The following is a 17662-nucleotide window of genomic DNA, read 5'->3' on the forward strand; positions in this document are numbered from 1 at the left end:
AACAGGGTCGATTCAGGCATGCTAGCCTCAGGCCAGCCTCGCACCAACGCCAGTAATAGCGCATAAGGTAATACGTCCGATAATGAAACCTACGCTCGTCCTCAAGATGGGGCAGCAGCTGACCATGACGCCGCAGCTGCAGCAGGCCATCAGACTGCTCCAACTGTCGAGTCTCGACCTCCAACAGGAGGTTCAGGAGGCCCTTGAAGCTAATCCGATGCTGGAAATGGCTGACGAGGCTGACGATGATCATGGCGGCTCGGGATCAGATGGAGCCGACAACGACGATGCCCCCGCCGTCTCCGTACCCGAGCCGGTTGAAATGGACGCCATTGATCAGCACTCCCAGGCCGCCGAGGAAGGCAACTGGAATGAACAGATTCCTAGCGATTTGCCCGTAGATACCCAGTGGGAAGATGTCTATCAGACATCGGCAAGCTCGCTCCCCAGCGGCGATGATGATGACTGGGATTTCACTTCCCGCACCGGTACCGGTGAAACGCTGCAAAGCCACCTGGAATGGCAGCTGAACCTGATTCCTCTTTCGGAAACCGACCAGCTCATTGCACTATCGATCATTGATGCAATCAATGCAGACGGCTATCTGGAGGAGTCTCTCGAAGAGATCCTTGCCTCCATCGACCCGGAGCGCGAAGTGGAGCTCGACGAAATCGAAATGGTGCTGCACCGAATCCAGCAGTTCGAACCCGTGGGTGTAGGGGCACGTGATCTGAGCGAGTGCCTGCTGCTGCAACTGCGCCAGCTGCCGGCCGACACCCCGCTGCTGGAGCAGGCACAGAAGGTCGTGCGCGATCATCTGGGCTTGCTTGGCAGTCGCGATTTCAGTCAGCTGATGCGTCGCACACGGCTCAAGGAAGACCAGCTGGGTCGCGTTATCGCGTTGATCCAGACGCTCAACCCCCGCCCCGGCTCGGAAATAGCTTCGGGTGAACCCGAATATGTGATCCCCGATGTTATTGTGCGCCGCGACAGCAACCGCTGGATTGTCGAGCTGAATCAGGAATCTGTTCCCAAGATCCGGGTCAACAGCCAATACGCCTCCATGGTACGGCGTGCCGACTCCAGCACAGACAACACCTACCTGCGCAATAACCTGCAGGAAGCACGCTGGTTCATTAAGAGCCTGCAAAGCCGCAACGAAACATTGATGAAAGTGGCCACTCAGATTGTCGAGCACCAGCGCGAGTTTCTCGAGTACGGTGAAGAAGCAATGAAGCCCCTGGTGCTGCACGACATAGCCGAAGCCGTAGGTATGCATGAATCAACGATCTCGCGGGTAACTACGCAGAAATTCATGCACACGCCTCGGGGTATCTTCGAGCTTAAGTACTTTTTTTCCAGCCATGTCGGCACCTCTGAAGGCGGCGAATTTTCCTCCACGGCGATCCGCGCGCTGATCAAGAAACTGGTCTCGACAGAAAACCCGAAGAAACCATTGAGCGACAGCAAGATCGCTGGTTTACTGGAAGAGCAGGGAATTGATGTAGCCCGTCGTACCATCGCCAAGTACCGCGAATCGCTCAATATCGCTCCGTCGAGCGAACGTAAGCGGATTGTCTGACCGGCGGGCCTGATACGCAGAGCACGAAATACGGCATTATGGGGAATCGACTTCGTTTCCCTGCTTCATCAAGCCAATCAGGAGAAGTCATATGCAACTGAACCTAAGCGGTCATCAGCTCGACATTACCGATCCACTGCGCAATTACGTGAACGAGAAAATGTCCCGCCTGGAGCGACATTTCGACAAGATTACCAATGTTCAGGTCATACTCGAAGTCGAGAACTTCCGACAGAAAGCTGAAGCTATCCTGCATGTAGCCGGCGGCGAGGTAGTCGCCAACGCAGAGCACACAGACATGTACGCCGCCATTGACCTGATGACCGACAAACTTGATCGGCAGCTGATAAAGCACAAGGAAAAAAACCTCAATCGCCAGCAAGGCGTCAACGACCGCTAACCGCTAAGGCAACCGTAGCCAAAACCCATGCAAATTGATCACATACTGACCCCCCAGCGCACCTTTGCCGGTGTGCAGGGGGGCTCCAAGAAAAAGATGCTCGAGCTGATCGGCAAGATGATCGCCCAACATAGTCATCTTGATCCCGACAGCATTTACCAGAACCTGATAGCCAGGGAGAAACTTGGCTCAACCGGTTTTGGTAACGGTATAGCCATACCCCACTGTCGGCTGGAGGATTGCCATAAACCGGTAGGCGCGCTGTTCCAGCTGCAATCGAAAATTGATTTTGATGCACTGGACGGAGAACCGGTGGACCTTATCTTTGTGCTGCTGGTCCCACAGGAAGCCACCGAACAGCATTTACAGATACTCAAGATGCTTGCCGAAAAGCTTGACCAGGCTAGCCTGCGTGAAGCCTTGCGCGAAGCGGACGATGCCGATGAGCTTTATCGCATCATGACCGTTACAGACTCGGATACCTGAGCGCCATGCATCTTGTTGTAGTCAGTGGTCGTTCCGGGTCCGGCAAAAGTACCGCGCTGCACCTGCTGGAAGATAACGGGTTTTATTGCATCGACAATCTACCCGCGGGGCTGCTGCCAGACCTGGCACGGCAGGCCAACAAATCAGGCATGCAATTACCCAAGGTCGCCATCAGCATCGATGCAAGAAATCTGCGCAGTGACTTGCAGCGGTTTCCCGAGCTGTTGGCGCAGGTACGTGATAGTGGCATTACCTGTGACGTGATTTTTCTTGCTGCCACCGATGAAGTGCTGATCAAGCGTTTTTCAGAGACCCGCCGCAAGCATCCGCTCACCGACCAGAGCCACTCCCTGGCCGAAGCAATAGCGGCCGAGCTCCGTCTGCTTGAGCCTATCATCGACCTAGCCAACCTGAAGATCGATACCAGCCATCTCAATCTCTACCAGCTACGCGACACCCTGAAGCAGCGTCTGCTGGGTAGCCAGGGTAGTGCGCCGTCCGTTCTGATCCAGTCCTTCGGATTCAAGCGGGGCGTACCCGTTGATGCGGATCTGGTGTTTGATGTGCGATGCCTGCCCAACCCTTACTGGAAACCCGAACTGAGGCAGTTCTCCGGCAAGGATCAACCTGTTCGCGACTTTCTCGACGCCCAACCCGACGCCCAGGAAATGTTCGAGGACATACATCGATTTCTGAGCAAGTGGCTGCCGCGCTACGCCGCTGGTGAACGCAGCTACATGACCATTGCGATTGGCTGCACCGGAGGGCACCACCGTTCGGTCTATATTGCCGAACGACTTTTGCAGGCTCTGGGCAGCAAAACAGCCAACATGCTTATCCGCCACAGGGATATTCCCTGACCATGCTCACCAGGCGCACGCTGATTATCAACAAGCTCGGCCTGCATGCCCGAGCTGCAGCCAAGTTCGTTGGCGTAGCCAATCGACACGGCTGTGAAGTACGTATCGGCTCAACAGAAGAAGATCAGGTCAATGGCAAAAGCATCATGCAGGTCATGATGCTGGCAGCCGGCAAGGGCAGCGAAGTCTGCATCACCTGCCAAGGTGACGACGCTGAACAGGCGATGCAGGAACTGCTGGCATTGATTGAGGATTATTTCGAAGAGGGGGAGTGAAAGCGGCAAGCCGCTAGGCTCAAGCGGCAAGCTACAAGCGGCAAGCCTCAAGCTAAAAGCCAAAGCCAAAGCCACGCTGCGGCCTGTTAACTCTAATGGTGCGCTCCCTGCAACACCTGCTCCATTGTCTTCAGCACCCAACTGATTCCGTCATACCCTCGGCGGGAATCCAGGCGGATTCTTTCGATACAAACCTGAACCTCAACTCAGCCAGACTCCCGCTTGCCGCTTGTAGCTTGTAGCTTGCCGCTTGCCGCTGCTTTACTCCCCTCCCACCGTCATCCCGTCCACCAGCCAGCTCCCGGTCAGATTATTCCCGCGTCGCTCGATGTCCGATCCCACACAACGCAGATTAGCGAACATATCCTTCAGGTTGCCAGCTATGGTCACTTCCTGAACCGGGTGCTGAATCTGGCCATTCTCCACCCAGAACCCACCGGCTCCGCGAGAATAGTCTCCGGTAACGCCATTGACGCCCTGCCCCATCAGTTCGGTGACCAGCAGCCCCGTACCCATCTCCTGCAGCAAAGCTTCGAGATCGCCAGCGTTACTGGTGATGTGCAAATTATGTACGCCACCAGCGTTAGCGGTACTGGGCAGTCCAAGCTTGCGGCCGGAGTAGGTGCTGAGTACCCAACTGATCAACCTGCCCTGATCGACAAATGCCTGCTCGCGGGTGGCCAGACCATCGCCATCGAACGTCGAGCTGCCAAGTGCACGCGGCATATAGGGCCGCTCATCAATGCTCACCCAGGTTGGGAAGATAGGCTGACCCAATGCATCAAGTAAAAAGGTGGACTGACGATAAACCGCGCCGCCGGCGATCGCGCCAATCAGGTGCCCCAGCAGGCCTGCAGCCTGGTCCGCGGCGAACAATACCGGGACCTTGGCCGTTTTGATCGGTCTTGAGCCGAGCCGAGCCAGCGTGCGTTGCGCGGCCTTGCGTCCAAGCGCTTGCGGACTCGGCAGATTGCCCGCCTGACGGTCTACGTCGTACCAGTAATCGCGCTGCATGCCCTGGTCGGACGCGACAATCATCACTGCAGAAGCACTGTGCCGGGTACCCATGGAACTACCGATAAAACCGTTGCTGTTGCCATAGACACGGCAACCCTTCTGAGTGCTCACGTTAGCGCTGTCGCTGGTGAGCCGAGGGTCGGTTTCCAGGGCAGCAGCCTCGCAGGCAAGCGCTCGCTCGATGGCCTCGCTGGCGTCCAGATTCCAGGGGTGGTACAGGTCCAGGTCAGGCAGGTCTTGGGCCATAAGCTCAGGATCAGCGAGACCTGCAAAGCTGTCTTCTGAAGCATGCTGGGCAATACCCAGGGCTGCCTTGATCGCCGCACTGATCGCCTCGTCGGAGGTATCGGAAGTGCTAGCCGAGCCCTTGCGCTGCCCAACGTGAAGACTGATCGCAAAACCCTGGTCGCGATTGAATTCGACGGTTTCCACTTCGCCCTGACGCACCGCAACCGACAGTCCGGTGTTCTGGCTTACGCCTACCTCACAGGCAGTCGCACCCTGGCGACGTGACTCTTCAAGAATAAAGGCAACTCGCTGTTCTAGTTCCTGACGCAGGGTATCCTGGCGCAGCGCATGGGGATCTTCCTGTCGGGTGGGCTGGTAATCGGTCATGTAATCTCCTCTCAGGCGGGCATTGTACCGCGGACAGCCCCGCTGTGAACGGGTATCATGGCGCATTGAAAAGTAACCGCATGTAGTAACCAGAGGCGGGCCGCAACGAGGTGACCATGACAGACTTCTACGACGAGGAACAGGATGACGAGGGCGTCAGCAGATCGCAGCTCAAACGTGAGCGCGATGAGCTGCGCGCCCTTGGGCGCCGACTGATTGACCTCAAACCTGCCCAGTTGGCCAAGCTTAACCTGACCGACAAACTGCTCGCCGCTCTGGAAGAGGCGCCGCGTCACACCGCCCGCGGTGCGCTGAAACGGCATTTGAGCTTTGTTGGCAAACAGATGCCCGATCAGGATATCGATGCCATTCGCGCTTATCTGGATCGGCTCGACAGCAGCAGCCAAGCCCATGCCCAACATTTCCATCAGATCGAACGTTGGCGTGACCGGCTACTCACAGGTAATGCCGAGGACCAGGAAGCGTTCATGGCTGCCTACCCTCAGACTGATCGTCAGCAATTACGCCAGCTGATACGCCAGGCCGCCAAGGAAGCTGCCGAGAACAAACCACCAGCGGCATCGCGGAAGATTTTCAAACTGGTGCGCGAGACCGTCGAACAGGACCTCTGAGCCACTCACCTCCGCGCCGCACGCAAAAAAAGGCCGCGCCCTTTCGGGAGCGGCCTTCTATCTTGCCAATCGGGTCAACCCGGCAGGACTTATCCGGCCAGATCTATCCCTCCAGATCTATCAATAGCCCAGTGCGAAGTTCTCTTCCGGCATATCCATCAGGTTGTCAGCACCCGACAGCATCGCATCTACATGCGTGCGGGTACGCGGCAAGATGCGCTGGAAGTAGAAACGCGCAGTCTGCAGCTTGGCCTGGTAGAAAGCGGCATCGGAGGTGCCTTCAGCCAGCTTGGCTGCAGCAACCCGAGCCATGTCAGCCCAGAAGTAGGCCAGACAGGCGTAACCGGAATACATGCAATAATCGACAGATGCCGCGCCAACCATCTCACGGTCCTTCATCGCTGCCATGCCGATCTTCATGGTCAGCTCGCCCCATTCCTTGTTCAACGCGTTAAGCGGCGCTACAAACTCGGAAATAGCTTCGTTGCCTTCTTCGGTTTGACAGAACTTGTGCACGATCTTGGTGAAGCACTTGAGCGCTTCGCCCTGGGTCATCAGTACCTTGCGACCCAGCAGGTCCAGTGCCTGAATACCGGTAGTGCCTTCATACAGCATGGAGATACGGGCATCACGCACGTTCTGCTCCATGCCCCACTCGGCGATGAAACCGTGGCCACCGTAGATCTGTACGCCATGGTTAGCCGCTTCAAAACCGACTTCAGTCATGAACGCCTTGGCGATAGGAGTCAGGAAGGCCAAGAGCGCGTCAGCTTGCTTCTTCTGTGCTTCGTCCTGGCTGTTCTTGACGATGTCCACCTGCTGGGCAGTGAAGTACACCATGGCGCGGCTGCCTTCGGCAAAGGCCTTCATGGTCAATAGCATACGACGTACATCAGGGTGCACGATGATCGGGTCAGCCGCCTTCTCAGGCGCCTTCGGACCAGTCAGCGAACGCATCTGCAGACGATCACGGGCGTACTGGATGCCACCCTGGAAGCCGACTTCAGCATGGGCCAGCCCCTGCAGAGCAGTACCCAGGCGGGCAGTGTTCATAAAGGTGAACATGGCGTTCAGACCCTTGTTCGGTGGCCCGATCAAAAAGCCGGTAGCGCCGTCAAAGTTCATCACGCAGGTAGCGTTACCGTGGATACCCATCTTGTGCTCAAGGGAACCGCAGTTCACGCCGTTACGCTCACCCTTCTCGCCATTCGCGTCAGGCAGGAACTTGGGAACGATAAACAGCGAGATACCCTTGGTGCCAGCCGGTGCGTCGGGCAGGCGGGCCAGAACGATGTGGACGATATTCTCGGCCATGTCGTGCTCACCGGAAGAGATGAAGATCTTGGTACCGCTGAGCTTGTAGCTTCCGTCAGCCTGGGGCTCTGCCTTGGTACGCAGCATGCCCAGATCCGTTCCACAATGGGATTCGGTCAGGCACATGGTGCCTGTCCACTGACCAGAAACAAGCTTGGTCAGGTAAGTGTGCTTGTGCTCGTCAGTGCCGTGCTGCGCGATGGTGTTCATGCAACCATGTGACAGGCCAGGGTACATACCCCAGGACCAGTTTGCCTGACCAACCATTTCGCTGACTGCCAGACCCAGTGACTCGGGCAGACCCTGGCCGCCATGATCAACATCATGGGCCAGACTAGGCCAGCCGCCTTCAACGTACTGAGCGTAGGCTTCCTTGAAACCGGTCGGGGTCTTGACGCCCTCCGCGCTCCAGGTACAGCCCTCGGTATCGCCCACGCGATTCAGGGGGGCAATCACCTGCTCACAGAATTTGGCGCCCTCTTCGAGAATGGCGTTAACCATGTCCGGCGTCGCGTCTTCGCAGCCGGGCAGGCTCTTGTAGTGTTCTTCATATCCCAGGACTTCGTCACGGACGAAGCGGATGTCACGCAGGGGAGCCTTGTAATCTGGCATGGTACTTGACCTCAACGGTTGAAACGGGATTCAAGAGCAGCTGTTGGCTGCGGACTAGGTGCTGATTCAAACAGACGTTTGAAACATACGTTTAGACCTTAGATATGTCAAGCCCCAGTCATCCGCTGGCCCGGGAATTATTTGTAACCTGCCCGCGCCCACGCACCATTACTTGCAATGCACAAAACAACGGCTGAAGTACGAAGGAAGGGAAGCAGAAAGATACGGCAGATTCAGGCGCTGGCGCTGAAGGTTGCCTGTGCATACTGTGACGAGGAATCTATCTGGCGATAGGTGGCCAGCTCCCGGGAGCCGGACACCACCGGTGCGGCATCCGGCTGCTCTATGACATCAGTTTCTGCCTCACCGGACTCATTCCCGGAGGCAGCAGACCGCGGTTCAGCTTCCACGGTGCTGGAAGCGATTTCTGAGCGCGCCTGGGCAATCAGTTGCGCCGCCTGGGCGGCGACTACCCGGTCCTGTCCGGAGGGCTCGGCCGGTGCCAGCGCGGCACGCTGCACCTGTTGCATCTTGTTGATGGTCGCTGCCGGATCACCTGAGACAGGGGATATGTCAATCGAGACCGAACCACCCGTCGCGTAAAGACGCCCATCGGGTCCACGACTGTAATCGTAACTGACGCCACCCGCGTACTGACCACCGACGGCCATGTGCGCCTGCTCGTGGGCGCGAACCTCACGATCCCTGGCTGCCAGGTCCTGAATCTCGGCCTGCTCGATCATTTCCAGCCTGGCTTCTCTGCTCGCCAGCTCCTGGCGAACTTGCGCCTCGCGCTGCGAGCTATCGTCCGACTCTTTCGCAACGCCGCCCTCTCCGACTAGGGAACCCGGCAGATCGTTACGGATACCGGCAGATTGTCCACTTGGCGGATTCTCCCCCTCACCAGGGGCGGCAGTTGCCATACCTGCGGAAACTGCTACGGGAAACTGATCACCCGCAGAAAAACCGCGCGCGGGCTCCGCACGAGCGGACGGCGGTATGTAGGATGGAAAAGGAGAATACGAGCCAATGCTGCTCACGGGCGTTCCAATGGCCTGATTAAATCAGGCCTTCACGTCCAGAAGAGTGCCAAGCACTTCAGAAGCAGTATCGATAACGGAAGAACCCGCCTCGACCTCGCGCTGACCCTGTCGCATTTCGACCAGGCTGTCTACCAGATTGACCGGGCGGTTGCTGTCCACTGCGGTAGTAGCCGCGGGCTTGTCGATGGCAGGCTGCAGCGGTACAGCCTGAGAGGCAGCCGGATCGGCAGGGACGCCCACGCGCGCAATTTCTGCTGCGGCAGTCGACGCACGGTACTGACCCTGACGGACACTGTTCATGCCGGCTGACATCAAATCGAGACTAGCCATGAGCATAACTCCTTGGTGTGTTAACACTGCTATTGAAGCACAAAGCCACTACCTGGAATACCGGCCCGCTACCGCTTTCAGACCAGCGGTGTTATATCCAGAAAATCCGCCACAAGATCCGCGGTAGCATCTTCCAACCAGGGCACATAGCCCAGATAAGGCGCCTGTATCAACTTTTTCAGTGTAGCCAGATTCTCCTGTGGACGACTCATGTCAGGGTCCACCTGGTTTGCAACCCAGCCGGCCAGCTCGATGCCATCCGCCGCGATCGCTTCAGCCGTAAGAATAGCGTGGTTGATACAGCCCAGGCGCATACCCACAACCATGATGACCGGTACCCGGAGTTCGCGTGCCAAATCAGCCAGGGTCTGCTCCGGATTGAGAGGAACGCGCCAGCCACCCGCGCCCTCAACCAGGGTAAATTCGGCCTTGCGATCAAATACCTGCAGGCAACCACCGGCGAGGAGTTCGACCGTCAGATTCGCACCCTCTTCATTCGCTGCAATATGCGGTGCGATAGCCGCCTCCAGTGTGACTGGATTGATCAGCTCGTAGGCCAATGCCGGATCGCACTGGGCCTGCAGGGCCAAGGCATCTTCATTGCGCAGGCCCTCGCTGGTACGCTCGCAGCCAGCCGCGACAGGCTTGGCCGCTGCAGTGGTAAGCCCTGTGCGTCGAGCTGCACACAACAAGCCACAGGCGATGGTGGTCTTGCCGATTTCAGTGTCGGTGCCAGTCACAAAATAACGCTTGAGCATGTCATGACTCCTTGAACATGAGAATTTGCGCGACCTGATAGGTAGCGGGCAGCCCTTCGGGTTGGCGGAACGCTTCATAAGCCTGGGTCAGAGCGCGCAGTCGCGCGCGCCCGGTGAGGCCTCCCGGCCTGCCCTGATTGATATTGTGCGCGCCCAATGCCTTGAGCTCGCGGGTCAGTTCGCCTAGCTGGCCATACCGCAGCACGTGGGTCTCTAAGTCACAACGCCAATGCGAAAAACCGGATGCGGCCAGAATCTGTCGAAGCTCGTCAGAAGGCATAAATCGGTTGACGTGCACGAAAGCATCCACCGACTGCCAGGCACGTTGCAACTCGAACAACGTCCCTTCAACCAGAGTGTTAAAAGCAAGACAACCGCCCGGGCGCAGCGCCTGCCGCGCTTCTGCGATTGCCCGCGCAAGGTCGGGACACCACTGCAGCGCCAGACTGGAAAAAATCAGATCCTGGGAGGCCGGGCGCAGAGGAAGAGCCTCTGCATCAGCCACTACCCAGCGCGGTTGCCTGTCGAGCAGGGCATGTTCGGAACCATTGCACTGGCGGGCAAAACGTAGCATGCCCTCGGCCAGATCCAGACCTGCTGCGGCAACCGCAAAACGCTGCGTCAGAGCTCGGGTGAAATAACCCGTGCCCGCACCCAGATCAACGATCTCATGCGCCTGCAGCTGGGCGGGTATGCGTGCCAGCAGGTTACTCCCCGCACTCCGCTGAAAGGCTGCCGCCTGATCGTAAGTAGCTGCGGCGCGACTGAATGAATCCGCGACCCGTTGCTTGTCTATCGCTGTCTCAGACATTGGCGGTCTCCAGGAAACCGGCGATCTGATCGGCCAGCCAGAGGGGTTGCTCGAGCACGATCGCATGGCTGGCCTCTGGATGTACAACCACCCGCGCCACGCCTGGCTCAGCCAGGCGTTCCAGCGGCCCAGCCGCATCAGCGGGCACCAGAGCATCGTTAGCGCCCAGGCAATGCAGCATCGGCGCTACACTGCGCGATAGCGGCACACGATTGTCCACAACCGCCAGTAACGCCAGACCATTGAGGCGTTGCTGGTGATCGGCTCGGTCCCACTCCAGCAACTTACCCAGACTGCGACGCTGCGCACTGCCTTGCGTCACCAACAGTGCGAAACGCTTCAGCGTTTTCTCTGGCTCGCTGCGCATATCCGCGAAGAACTGCTTGAAAGTGTCAGACGGCATCGCGGTCGGCCAGTCGGCTCTCGCGACAAAACAGGCATTAGTGGCGATAGTAACTACCGCGCTGAAGCGCTCGGGAAAACGACGCTGCAGCTGTAGTGCGAGCATGCCTCCGAGTGACCAGCCAACCAGCACGCCCGGCTTCAGGCTCTCAGCCAGCGCGGTCAAATCCGGCTCCATGCTGGAAAGCTGGATTGCTGGCAGCGCATGACACCCCACTCGGCTGGCTGGCAAGCGCTCCAGCAGGGCATCACGCAGCGACTGCATTGTTGTTGGGGCCATCGCCCAGCCAGGCAGCAAGCTGATATCAGTCATGTGTCTGCTCCGGCAGTTTGGTCAGCGCATGCTTCAGGGCGGCTATCAGTTGCCCCACGTCATCCTCGCTATGAGCGGCGCACAGGGTGACGCGCAATCTGGCGGTGCCTTGGGGTACAGTCGGCGGACGAATCGCGGTAACCAGAATCCCCTGCTCACGCAGCGCGGCAGACAATGCCAGCGCGCGGGCGCTGCTACCCACCAGAATAGGCTGAATGGGGCTAGGGCTGTCCATCAGCTCCAGCCCGAGCTCGGCAACGCCGGCGCGAAACTGTGTAATCAGTTGCTGCAGGTGATCGCGGCGCCAGTGTTCATCGCGCAGCAACTGCAGACTGGCCAGTGTGGCGCATGCCACTGCGGGTGGCTGGCTAGTGGTGTATATGTATGGTCGGGCGAATTGAATCAATGTCTCGATCAACTCCTCACTGCCAGCAATAAAGGCGCCCGCGGTACCAAAACCCTTGCCCAAGGTACCTATCAATACCGGGACATCCCCCATGCCCAGGCCGAAATGCTCGACAATGCCGCCGCCGTTCCTGCCCAGGCAGCCGAAACCGTGGGCATCATCCACCATGACCCAGGCATCCTTGGCTCGTGCGGTCGCACACAGGGAAGGCAGGTCGGCAAGATCGCCGTCCATACTGAACACCCCGTCAGTCACAACCAGCGTATTTCCCACGGCCTTTTCCAGCCGGGATGCCAGGCTGACCGGGTCATTGTGCAGATAACGCGAGAACCGCGCGCCACTGAGCAGGCCCGCATCCAGGAGAGATGCGTGATTGAGACGGTCCTGCAAAATGGTATCGCCCTTGCCGACCAGCGCCGTCACCGCGCCGATATTGGCCATATAACCGCTGGACATCAGCAGTGCTCGCGGCCGACCGGTAAAGTGCGCCAGGGCTTCTTCCAGCTGATGATGTGGTTCGCTGTGACCGACCACCAGATGCGAGGCGCCGCCACCGACACCCCACTGGCGCGCACCCCGGGTGAATGCATCGATCACTTCCGGGTGGTTGGCCAGCCCCAGGTAATCGTTACTACAAAATGCCAATAATGCCTGCCCGTCCACCGTCACCCTAACGCCCTGGGGCGACTCGAGCAGCGGACGCTGACGATACAGGTGAGCGGCACGGCGCTCGGCAAGACGGGACGACAGGTCGAAGGACATATGGCTCACACAGCTGCAAGCGGCAAGCTTCAAGCAGCAAGCTGACCGTGCGCACTGATAGTCGAATTGATCGGGGACACCCTGAGGGTGCCGAGAGCACCCGCAGCTTGTCACTTGAAGCTTGAAGCTTGCGGCTGCTGTTTATCAGCCTGCCGCGTTAACAAACATTTCGCTATCACGCTGCTCGACCAGGGCTTGCTCGATCGCGGCCTGGTGCACTTCGTCGTCGTGCTCCTGGCGCTCTTCGGGCTTGATGCCCAGACGCTCGAACAGACGCATGTCTTTCTCGGCCTGCGGATTGGAGGTGGTCAGCAGCCGGTCACCGTAGAAGATCGAGTTGGCGCCAGCGAAAAATGCCAGGGCCTGGGTCTGCTCGTTCATCTGTTCGCGACCTGCAGACAGACGCACATGGGACTTGGGCATCATGATGCGCGCTACGGCCAGGGTGCGGATAAAATCAAAGGGATCAACATCCTCTTCGTTTTCCAGCGGCGTGCCCTTGACCTTGACCAGCATGTTGATCGGCACACTCTCGGGATGCTCTGGCAGGTTGGCCAACTGGATCAGCAGACCAGCGCGATCCTCAATGGATTCACCCATACCCAGAATACCGCCGGAGCAGATCTTCATGCCCGCATCACGCACATAGGAAAGCGTTTCCAAGCGATCACCGAATGTGCGAGTGGTGATGATACTGCTATAGAATTCGGGGGAGGTGTCCAGGTTGTGGTTGTAGTAGTCCAGCCCGGCGTCGGCCAGTGCAGCTGTCTGCTCCTTGGTCAGCTTGCCCAGGGTCATGCAGGTTTCCAGACCCAACTTGCGTACACCCTTGACCATCTCCAGAACGTAGGGCATGTCCTTCTCGGAAGGATGCTTCCATGCCGCGCCCATACAGAAGCGGGTTGCGCCAATCGCCTTGGCTGCAGCGGCCTCATCCAGCACTTTTTGCACTTCCAGCAGCTTTTCCTTTTCCAGGCCAGTGTTGTAGTGGCCGGACTGGGGGCAATACTTGCAATCCTCTGGGCAAGAACCGGTCTTGATCGACAGCAACGTTGAGACCTGCACCCGGTTGGCATCGAAATGCTGGCGGTGAACGGTCTGGGCCTGGAACAGCAGGTCGTTGAAAGGCTGACGGAACAGGGCCAGCACGTCTGCCGGTGTCCAGTTGTGGCGGGTTACTGAGGCTGTCATGAATTAGATCCTGGCGGTTGCACGGAAAACGGAGTTGGTTGAAGCTATGAGTCGCATGATAACGGCGGCAAGGAGGCTGTCAACCATTGAACATATCGCAGGTTTACAAGTGGTTAATTAATAGCCATCCGAGCCGTTGCCTGTTGTGCCTGGGCGACGGCGCCCAGACCACTAGCGGAATCTGCGACGCCTGCCGCACAGATCTGCCCTGGCTGCACAGCCAATGCCGACGCTGCGCCCTGCCGCTCCCCGTAGACAACCAGCTGTGCGGCAAGTGTCAGCTGCGCAACCCCACCTTTGCACAGGTGGTCAGCCCCCTGCTGTACCGCTTCCCCATCGACAGCCTGATTCCAGCCTTCAAATATCACGACCAACTGATCTACGGCAGACTCCTGGCGCGCCTACTGGCTGAGGCAGTTCATTTTCACTACAGCGAACATGATCAATCGTTGCCCGACCGGGTGCTGCCTATGCCGCTGCATCCAAAGCGCCAGGCCAGACGCGGTTTCAATCAGGCCCAGGAAATCGCCGGTCCGGTGGCCAGATATCTGCAGCTCCCACTGTGCAGGCATAGCCTGCGGCGGGTGCGCCACACCGCGGCACAACAGGGGCTAAGTGCCAATGATCGCAAACGCAATCTGGCCAACGCTTTTCAATCTCCGCCAACGGCGGCGGTTACCGGCCTGCATCTGGCTCTTGTCGATGACGTGGTGACTACCGGTACCACCGCCGACGCAGCCAGTCAGACATTGATAGAGGCCGGCGCTGCCAGCGTGAGCATCTGGTGCATAGCCAGAACCCCCTGAGCCATCCCCCGGCAAATCTCCACCGGCACCCTAGCTCTGTCGCTTGAAGCTTGCGGCTTGCGGTCATAAGCGCGAACATGACCGTCTATTCTTGCTGGCTGCTCAACCATGGACTCGCAACACCCCTTTGCTCTACTGACACCCGACACCGTGCTCGATGCGGTGGAGTCCCTTGGCTTTCTCAGTGATGCACGCACTCTAACGTTGAACAGCTACGAGAACCGGGTTTTTCAGATAGGTATTGAGGGCGCACAGCCACTGATTGCCAAATTCTACCGCCCTGTGCGCTGGAGCGATGAAGCCATACTCGAGGAGCATGCCTATTCGCTCGAATTGGCTGACAGGGACATTCCAGTCATTCCGCCGATGCAGGTCGAAGGCCGCACGCTGTTCGAGTTTGCCGGCTTTCGCTTCAGCCTGTTCAAGCGCTTTGGTGGACGCGCACCGGAACTGGATAATCCCGACCACCTGTTGATGCTTGGCCGTCTGGTTGGTCGCCTGCATGCGGTGGGAGCGATGCGCCCCTTCGAACACCGACCATCGCTCACTGTGCAGAGCTTCGGCCACGACAGTATTGCCTGGCTGCGCGACTCTGGCGTAGTACCCGAGAATCTGCGTCCGGCGTACTTCTCCGTTGCCGACGACCTGATGCAGGTGATCGACCAGCGCATGCAAGCAGTCCCGTACAAAACGATCCGGCTTCACGGCGATCTGCATGTAGGCAACCTGCTCTGGCGAGACGAAAGCCTGTATATGGTCGACATGGACGACTGCCGGCAGGGCCCGGCAATTCAGGATCTGTGGATGATGCTGTCTGGTGACCATAACCAGCGTCAGGCCCAACTGGCCGAGCTGGTAGAAGGTTACAACGAGTTTCACGACTTCGATCCACGCCAGTTGGCTCTGATAGAATCGCTGAGAACATTGCGTCTGGTACATTACAGCGCCTGGTTGGCACGTCGCTGGGACGATCCGGCCTTTCCGCGGCACTTTCCCTGGTTTGCCAGCGAGCGGTACTGGGCAGACCAGGTCTTGACCCTGCGCGAGCAGCGCGCGGCGCTTGATGAGCCGCTGCTTCGGCTGTTCTGATCAGACGGCATAAGAGATATCAATGGCCGTTTTCAGTCACCTTTTGACTGCATACACTGCACGCACTTTTCACAGAGGCACCGAGCATGTCCGATACCCTACTTGATTCACGCAACCTGGCCTTCGAACTCTACGAAGTGCTGGATGCCGAAGGCCTGACCGAGCGCCCTCGCTTCGCCGATCACAACCGTGAGACCTTTGACGCGGCTATCAATACTGCGCGCACCATTGCCGACAAGTATTTCGCGCCGCACAACCGCAAGAGCGACGAGAACGAGCCCAAGTACGTCGATGGTGCGGCCGAGCTCATCCCGGAAGTGAAACCGGCCGTCGACGCCTTCCTCGAAGCCGGCTTTCTGAATGCAACGCGCACCTTCGAGCAGGGCGGCATGCAGATGCCCAACCTGCTGTCCCAGGCCTGCTTTGCGCATTTCCAGTCAGCCAATGCCGCCACCTCCTCTTATGCAATGCTGACAATGGGCGCAGCCAACCTGATCGAGAACTTTGGTAGCGAAGAGCAGAAGGAGCGCTTCCTGCAGCCTATGATCGAGGGTCGCTTCTTCGGCACCATGGCGCTGACCGAGCCGCATGCCGGCTCGTCGCTGTCGGATATCCGCACCAAGGCAGAACCTGCCGAGGACGGCAGCTATCGCCTCAAGGGCAACAAGATCTATATTTCCGGTGGCGACCATCCGCTTTCGGAAAACATCGTGCACATGGTGCTGGCCAAGCTGCCCGATGCTCCCCCCGGTGTGAAAGGCATTTCGCTGTTCATCGTGCCCAAGTTTCTGGTCAATGATGACGGCACCGTCGGCGAGCGCAACGACGTTGCCCTGGCCGGTCTGTTCCACAAGATGGGCTGGCGCGGCACCACCTCAACCGCGTTGAACTTTGGCGAAAAAGGCGAGTGCGTGGGCTATCTGGTAGGCAAGCCGCACAACGGGCTGTCGTACATGTTCCAGATGATGAACGAAGCACGTATCGGTGTGGGTATGGGCGCGGTCATGCTCGGCTATGCCGGCTACCTGTACTCCCTGGAATATGCTCGTGATCGTCCCCAGGGCCGGCTACCCGATGGCAAGGACCCGTCTTCGCCACAGGTGTCGATCATCCAGCACACTGACATCAAGCGCCTGCTGCTGACCCAGAAAGCCTATGTGGAAGGCGCGTTCGATCTGGGCCTCTACGCTGCACGCCTGTTCGATGATACCGAGACCCTGGAAACCGAAGAGGAGCGCAAGACCGCCCTTGAACTGCTCGATCTGCTCACGCCGATCGTCAAGTCCTGGCCGTCCGAGTTCTGCCTCAAGGCTAACGAACACGCTATCCAGATTCTCGGTGGTGCCGGCTATACACGTGAATATCCGGTCGAGCAGTATTACCGCGACAACCGTCTCAATCCGATTCACGAGGGCACCCACGGCATCCAGTCTCTGGATCTGCTGGGCCGCAAGGTGGCCATGAACAAGGGCGCCGCACTTAAGCAACTGTCCAGCCTGATCCAGGATACCTGCAGCAAGGCCCGTGAGTACGATTCGCTGAACGCACTCCGCGAACCGCTGGAGAAGCTGCATGCCCATCTCGGCAAGGTCACCCAGGCGCTGCTCGGCGACATGATGCAGGGCAAGGTCAACGAGGCGCTGGCAAACTCGGCCCTGTATCTGAATACCTTTGGCCACATGGTTATCGGCTGGCGTTGGCTGGAGCAGGCAGTGCATGCCCAACGTGGCCTGGATTCGGGCAAGGCAGCAGATGCCGACTTTTACCAGGGTAAGTTGCAGGCCGCGCGGTTCTTCCTGACCTGGGAAATCCCAGGCTGCCACCACGCACTGCAGATTCTCGAGAGTCGTGATGTGACCTGCCTGGAAATGCAGGACGGCTGGTTCTGAACCGAACCCAGTTGTGGCCCAAGGGCCCGGATCGTCCAACACCAATGTGACCTGACTCACGTTGTCAGC

Annotated in this window: 18 protein-coding genes; 9 read left to right on the forward strand and 9 right to left on the reverse strand. The window is 58.5% G+C overall.

Annotation, left to right across the window (positions count from 1 at the left end):
- Nucleotides 1-82: 82 nt before the first annotated feature.
- From IEV54_RS16070 to IEV54_RS16090, 5 genes are all read left to right on the forward strand, one after another.
- Nucleotides 83-1582: an RNA polymerase factor sigma-54 gene (locus tag IEV54_RS16070; RefSeq protein ID WP_150279239.1), complete on the forward strand. Its 1500-nt coding sequence runs from the start codon at nt 83-85 to the stop codon at nt 1580-1582.
- A 91-nt stretch (nt 1583-1673) separates the two neighbouring features.
- Nucleotides 1674-1982 carry a ribosome hibernation-promoting factor, HPF/YfiA family gene (hpf, locus tag IEV54_RS16075; RefSeq protein WP_150279238.1) on the forward strand — a complete coding sequence of 103 codons (309 nt, stop codon included), beginning with the start codon at nt 1674-1676 and terminating at the stop codon, nt 1980-1982.
- Between the two features lie 27 nt (nt 1983-2009).
- On the forward strand, nt 2010-2468 hold the full coding sequence (ptsN, locus tag IEV54_RS16080) for a PTS IIA-like nitrogen regulatory protein PtsN (RefSeq protein ID WP_150279237.1): 459 nt from the start codon (nt 2010-2012) through the stop codon (nt 2466-2468).
- Between the two features lie 5 nt (nt 2469-2473).
- Nucleotides 2474-3328, forward strand: coding sequence for an RNase adapter RapZ (gene rapZ, locus IEV54_RS16085; RefSeq protein ID WP_150279236.1), 855 nt, complete (start codon nt 2474-2476; stop codon nt 3326-3328).
- Between the two features lie 2 nt (nt 3329-3330).
- The gene (locus IEV54_RS16090) at nt 3331-3603 is read left to right on the forward strand and encodes an HPr family phosphocarrier protein (RefSeq protein ID WP_150279235.1); all 273 of its coding nucleotides are present in this window, start codon (nt 3331-3333) and stop codon (nt 3601-3603) included.
- Nucleotides 3604-3864: 261 nt separating this feature from the next.
- On the opposite strand, the gene pmbA is transcribed toward IEV54_RS16090, so the two are convergent.
- The gene (pmbA, locus tag IEV54_RS16095; protein WP_150279234.1) at nt 3865-5235 is read right to left on the reverse strand and encodes a metalloprotease PmbA; all 1371 of its coding nucleotides are present in this window, start codon (nt 5233-5235) and stop codon (nt 3865-3867) included.
- A 116-nt stretch (nt 5236-5351) separates the two neighbouring features.
- Between pmbA and yjgA the strand changes: the two genes are divergently transcribed.
- Nucleotides 5352-5867, forward strand: coding sequence for a ribosome biogenesis factor YjgA (gene yjgA, locus IEV54_RS16100; protein ID WP_150279233.1), 516 nt, complete (start codon nt 5352-5354; stop codon nt 5865-5867).
- A gap of 120 nt (nt 5868-5987) precedes the next feature.
- Here the strand turns inward: yjgA and IEV54_RS16105 are convergent, their stop codons facing one another.
- The 8 genes from IEV54_RS16105 to bioB form a co-directional block, all read right to left on the reverse strand.
- Nucleotides 5988-7793 (reverse strand): phenylacyl-CoA dehydrogenase, encoded by a 1806-nt coding sequence (locus IEV54_RS16105; RefSeq protein WP_150279232.1) that lies wholly within the window; start codon nt 7791-7793, stop codon nt 5988-5990.
- Between the two features lie 233 nt (nt 7794-8026).
- A complete protein-coding gene (locus IEV54_RS16110) occupies nt 8027-8716 on the reverse strand; it encodes a putative metalloprotease CJM1_0395 family protein (RefSeq protein WP_150279231.1) in 690 nt (229 codons plus the stop codon).
- Nucleotides 8717-8857: 141 nt separating this feature from the next.
- Nucleotides 8858-9166, reverse strand: a complete 309-nt coding sequence (locus tag IEV54_RS16115) for a flagellar basal body rod C-terminal domain-containing protein (RefSeq protein ID WP_150279230.1) — start codon at nt 9164-9166, stop codon at nt 8858-8860.
- Nucleotides 9167-9243: 77 nt separating this feature from the next.
- On the reverse strand, nt 9244-9924 hold the full coding sequence (gene bioD, locus IEV54_RS16120) for a dethiobiotin synthase (protein ID WP_150279229.1): 681 nt from the start codon (nt 9922-9924) through the stop codon (nt 9244-9246).
- A 1-nt stretch (nt 9925) separates the two neighbouring features.
- The gene (gene bioC, locus IEV54_RS16125) at nt 9926-10735 is read right to left on the reverse strand and encodes a malonyl-ACP O-methyltransferase BioC (RefSeq protein ID WP_150279228.1); all 810 of its coding nucleotides are present in this window, start codon (nt 10733-10735) and stop codon (nt 9926-9928) included.
- The gene (locus IEV54_RS16130; RefSeq protein WP_150279227.1) at nt 10728-11450 is read right to left on the reverse strand and encodes an alpha/beta fold hydrolase; all 723 of its coding nucleotides are present in this window, start codon (nt 11448-11450) and stop codon (nt 10728-10730) included. Before IEV54_RS16130 ends, bioC begins: the two co-directional genes overlap by 8 nt.
- Nucleotides 11443-12618 (reverse strand): 8-amino-7-oxononanoate synthase, encoded by a 1176-nt coding sequence (gene bioF / locus IEV54_RS16135; RefSeq protein WP_150279226.1) that lies wholly within the window; start codon nt 12616-12618, stop codon nt 11443-11445. The genes IEV54_RS16130 and bioF overlap by 8 nt, the downstream gene beginning before the upstream one ends.
- Nucleotides 12619-12762: 144 nt before the next feature.
- Nucleotides 12763-13809, reverse strand: a complete 1047-nt coding sequence (gene bioB, locus IEV54_RS16140; RefSeq protein WP_150279225.1) for a biotin synthase BioB — start codon at nt 13807-13809, stop codon at nt 12763-12765.
- Between the two features lie 86 nt (nt 13810-13895).
- Between bioB and IEV54_RS16145 the strand changes: the two genes are divergently transcribed.
- The 3 genes from IEV54_RS16145 to IEV54_RS16155 all read left to right on the forward strand — a co-directional run bounded on the left by IEV54_RS16145 (nt 13896) and on the right by IEV54_RS16155 (nt 17593).
- Entirely contained in the window at nt 13896-14615 is a 720-nt protein-coding gene (locus tag IEV54_RS16145) for a ComF family protein (protein WP_150279224.1), read from the forward strand.
- A 108-nt stretch (nt 14616-14723) separates the two neighbouring features.
- Complete coding sequence (locus tag IEV54_RS16150; protein WP_150279223.1) at nt 14724-15704, forward strand: serine/threonine protein kinase; 981 nt, start codon at nt 14724-14726, stop codon at nt 15702-15704.
- An 86-nt stretch (nt 15705-15790) separates the two neighbouring features.
- Complete coding sequence (locus tag IEV54_RS16155; RefSeq protein WP_188434486.1) at nt 15791-17593, forward strand: acyl-CoA dehydrogenase; 1803 nt, start codon at nt 15791-15793, stop codon at nt 17591-17593.
- Nucleotides 17594-17662: the final 69 nt, after the last annotated feature.

Origin of the sequence: Halopseudomonas salina (assembly GCF_014637955.1) — a bacterium.
Lineage (GTDB): Bacteria > Pseudomonadota > Gammaproteobacteria > Pseudomonadales > Pseudomonadaceae > Halopseudomonas > Halopseudomonas salina.

Excerpts from the sequence above, each read along its gene's own strand:
- IEV54_RS16070 (WP_150279239.1), top strand. The coding sequence starts at position 83 with ATGAAACCTACGCTCGTCCTCAAGATGGGGCAGCAGCTGACCATGACG.
- bioB (WP_150279225.1), bottom strand. The coding sequence starts at position 13,809 with ATGACAGCCTCAGTAACCCGCCACAACTGGACACCGGCAGACGTGCTG.
- bioC (WP_150279228.1), bottom strand. The coding sequence starts at position 10,735 with ATGTCTGAGACAGCGATAGACAAGCAACGGGTCGCGGATTCATTCAGT.
- IEV54_RS16130 (WP_150279227.1), bottom strand. The coding sequence starts at position 11,450 with ATGACTGATATCAGCTTGCTGCCTGGCTGGGCGATGGCCCCAACAACA.
- bioD (WP_150279229.1), bottom strand. The coding sequence starts at position 9,924 with ATGCTCAAGCGTTATTTTGTGACTGGCACCGACACTGAAATCGGCAAG.
- IEV54_RS16155 (WP_188434486.1), top strand. The coding sequence starts at position 15,791 with ATGTCCGATACCCTACTTGATTCACGCAACCTGGCCTTCGAACTCTAC.
- IEV54_RS16150 (WP_150279223.1), top strand. The coding sequence starts at position 14,724 with ATGGACTCGCAACACCCCTTTGCTCTACTGACACCCGACACCGTGCTC.
- IEV54_RS16110 (WP_150279231.1), bottom strand. The coding sequence starts at position 8,716 with ATGGCAACTGCCGCCCCTGGTGAGGGGGAGAATCCGCCAAGTGGACAA.
- pmbA (WP_150279234.1), bottom strand. The coding sequence starts at position 5,235 with ATGACCGATTACCAGCCCACCCGACAGGAAGATCCCCATGCGCTGCGC.
- bioF (WP_150279226.1), bottom strand. The coding sequence starts at position 12,618 with ATGTCCTTCGACCTGTCGTCCCGTCTTGCCGAGCGCCGTGCCGCTCAC.
- IEV54_RS16090 (WP_150279235.1), top strand. The coding sequence starts at position 3,331 with ATGCTCACCAGGCGCACGCTGATTATCAACAAGCTCGGCCTGCATGCC.
- IEV54_RS16105 (WP_150279232.1), bottom strand. The coding sequence starts at position 7,793 with ATGCCAGATTACAAGGCTCCCCTGCGTGACATCCGCTTCGTCCGTGAC.
- IEV54_RS16115 (WP_150279230.1), bottom strand. The coding sequence starts at position 9,166 with ATGGCTAGTCTCGATTTGATGTCAGCCGGCATGAACAGTGTCCGTCAG.
- ptsN (WP_150279237.1), top strand. The coding sequence starts at position 2,010 with ATGCAAATTGATCACATACTGACCCCCCAGCGCACCTTTGCCGGTGTG.
- rapZ (WP_150279236.1), top strand. The coding sequence starts at position 2,474 with ATGCATCTTGTTGTAGTCAGTGGTCGTTCCGGGTCCGGCAAAAGTACC.
- yjgA (WP_150279233.1), top strand. The coding sequence starts at position 5,352 with ATGACAGACTTCTACGACGAGGAACAGGATGACGAGGGCGTCAGCAGA.
- hpf (WP_150279238.1), top strand. The coding sequence starts at position 1,674 with ATGCAACTGAACCTAAGCGGTCATCAGCTCGACATTACCGATCCACTG.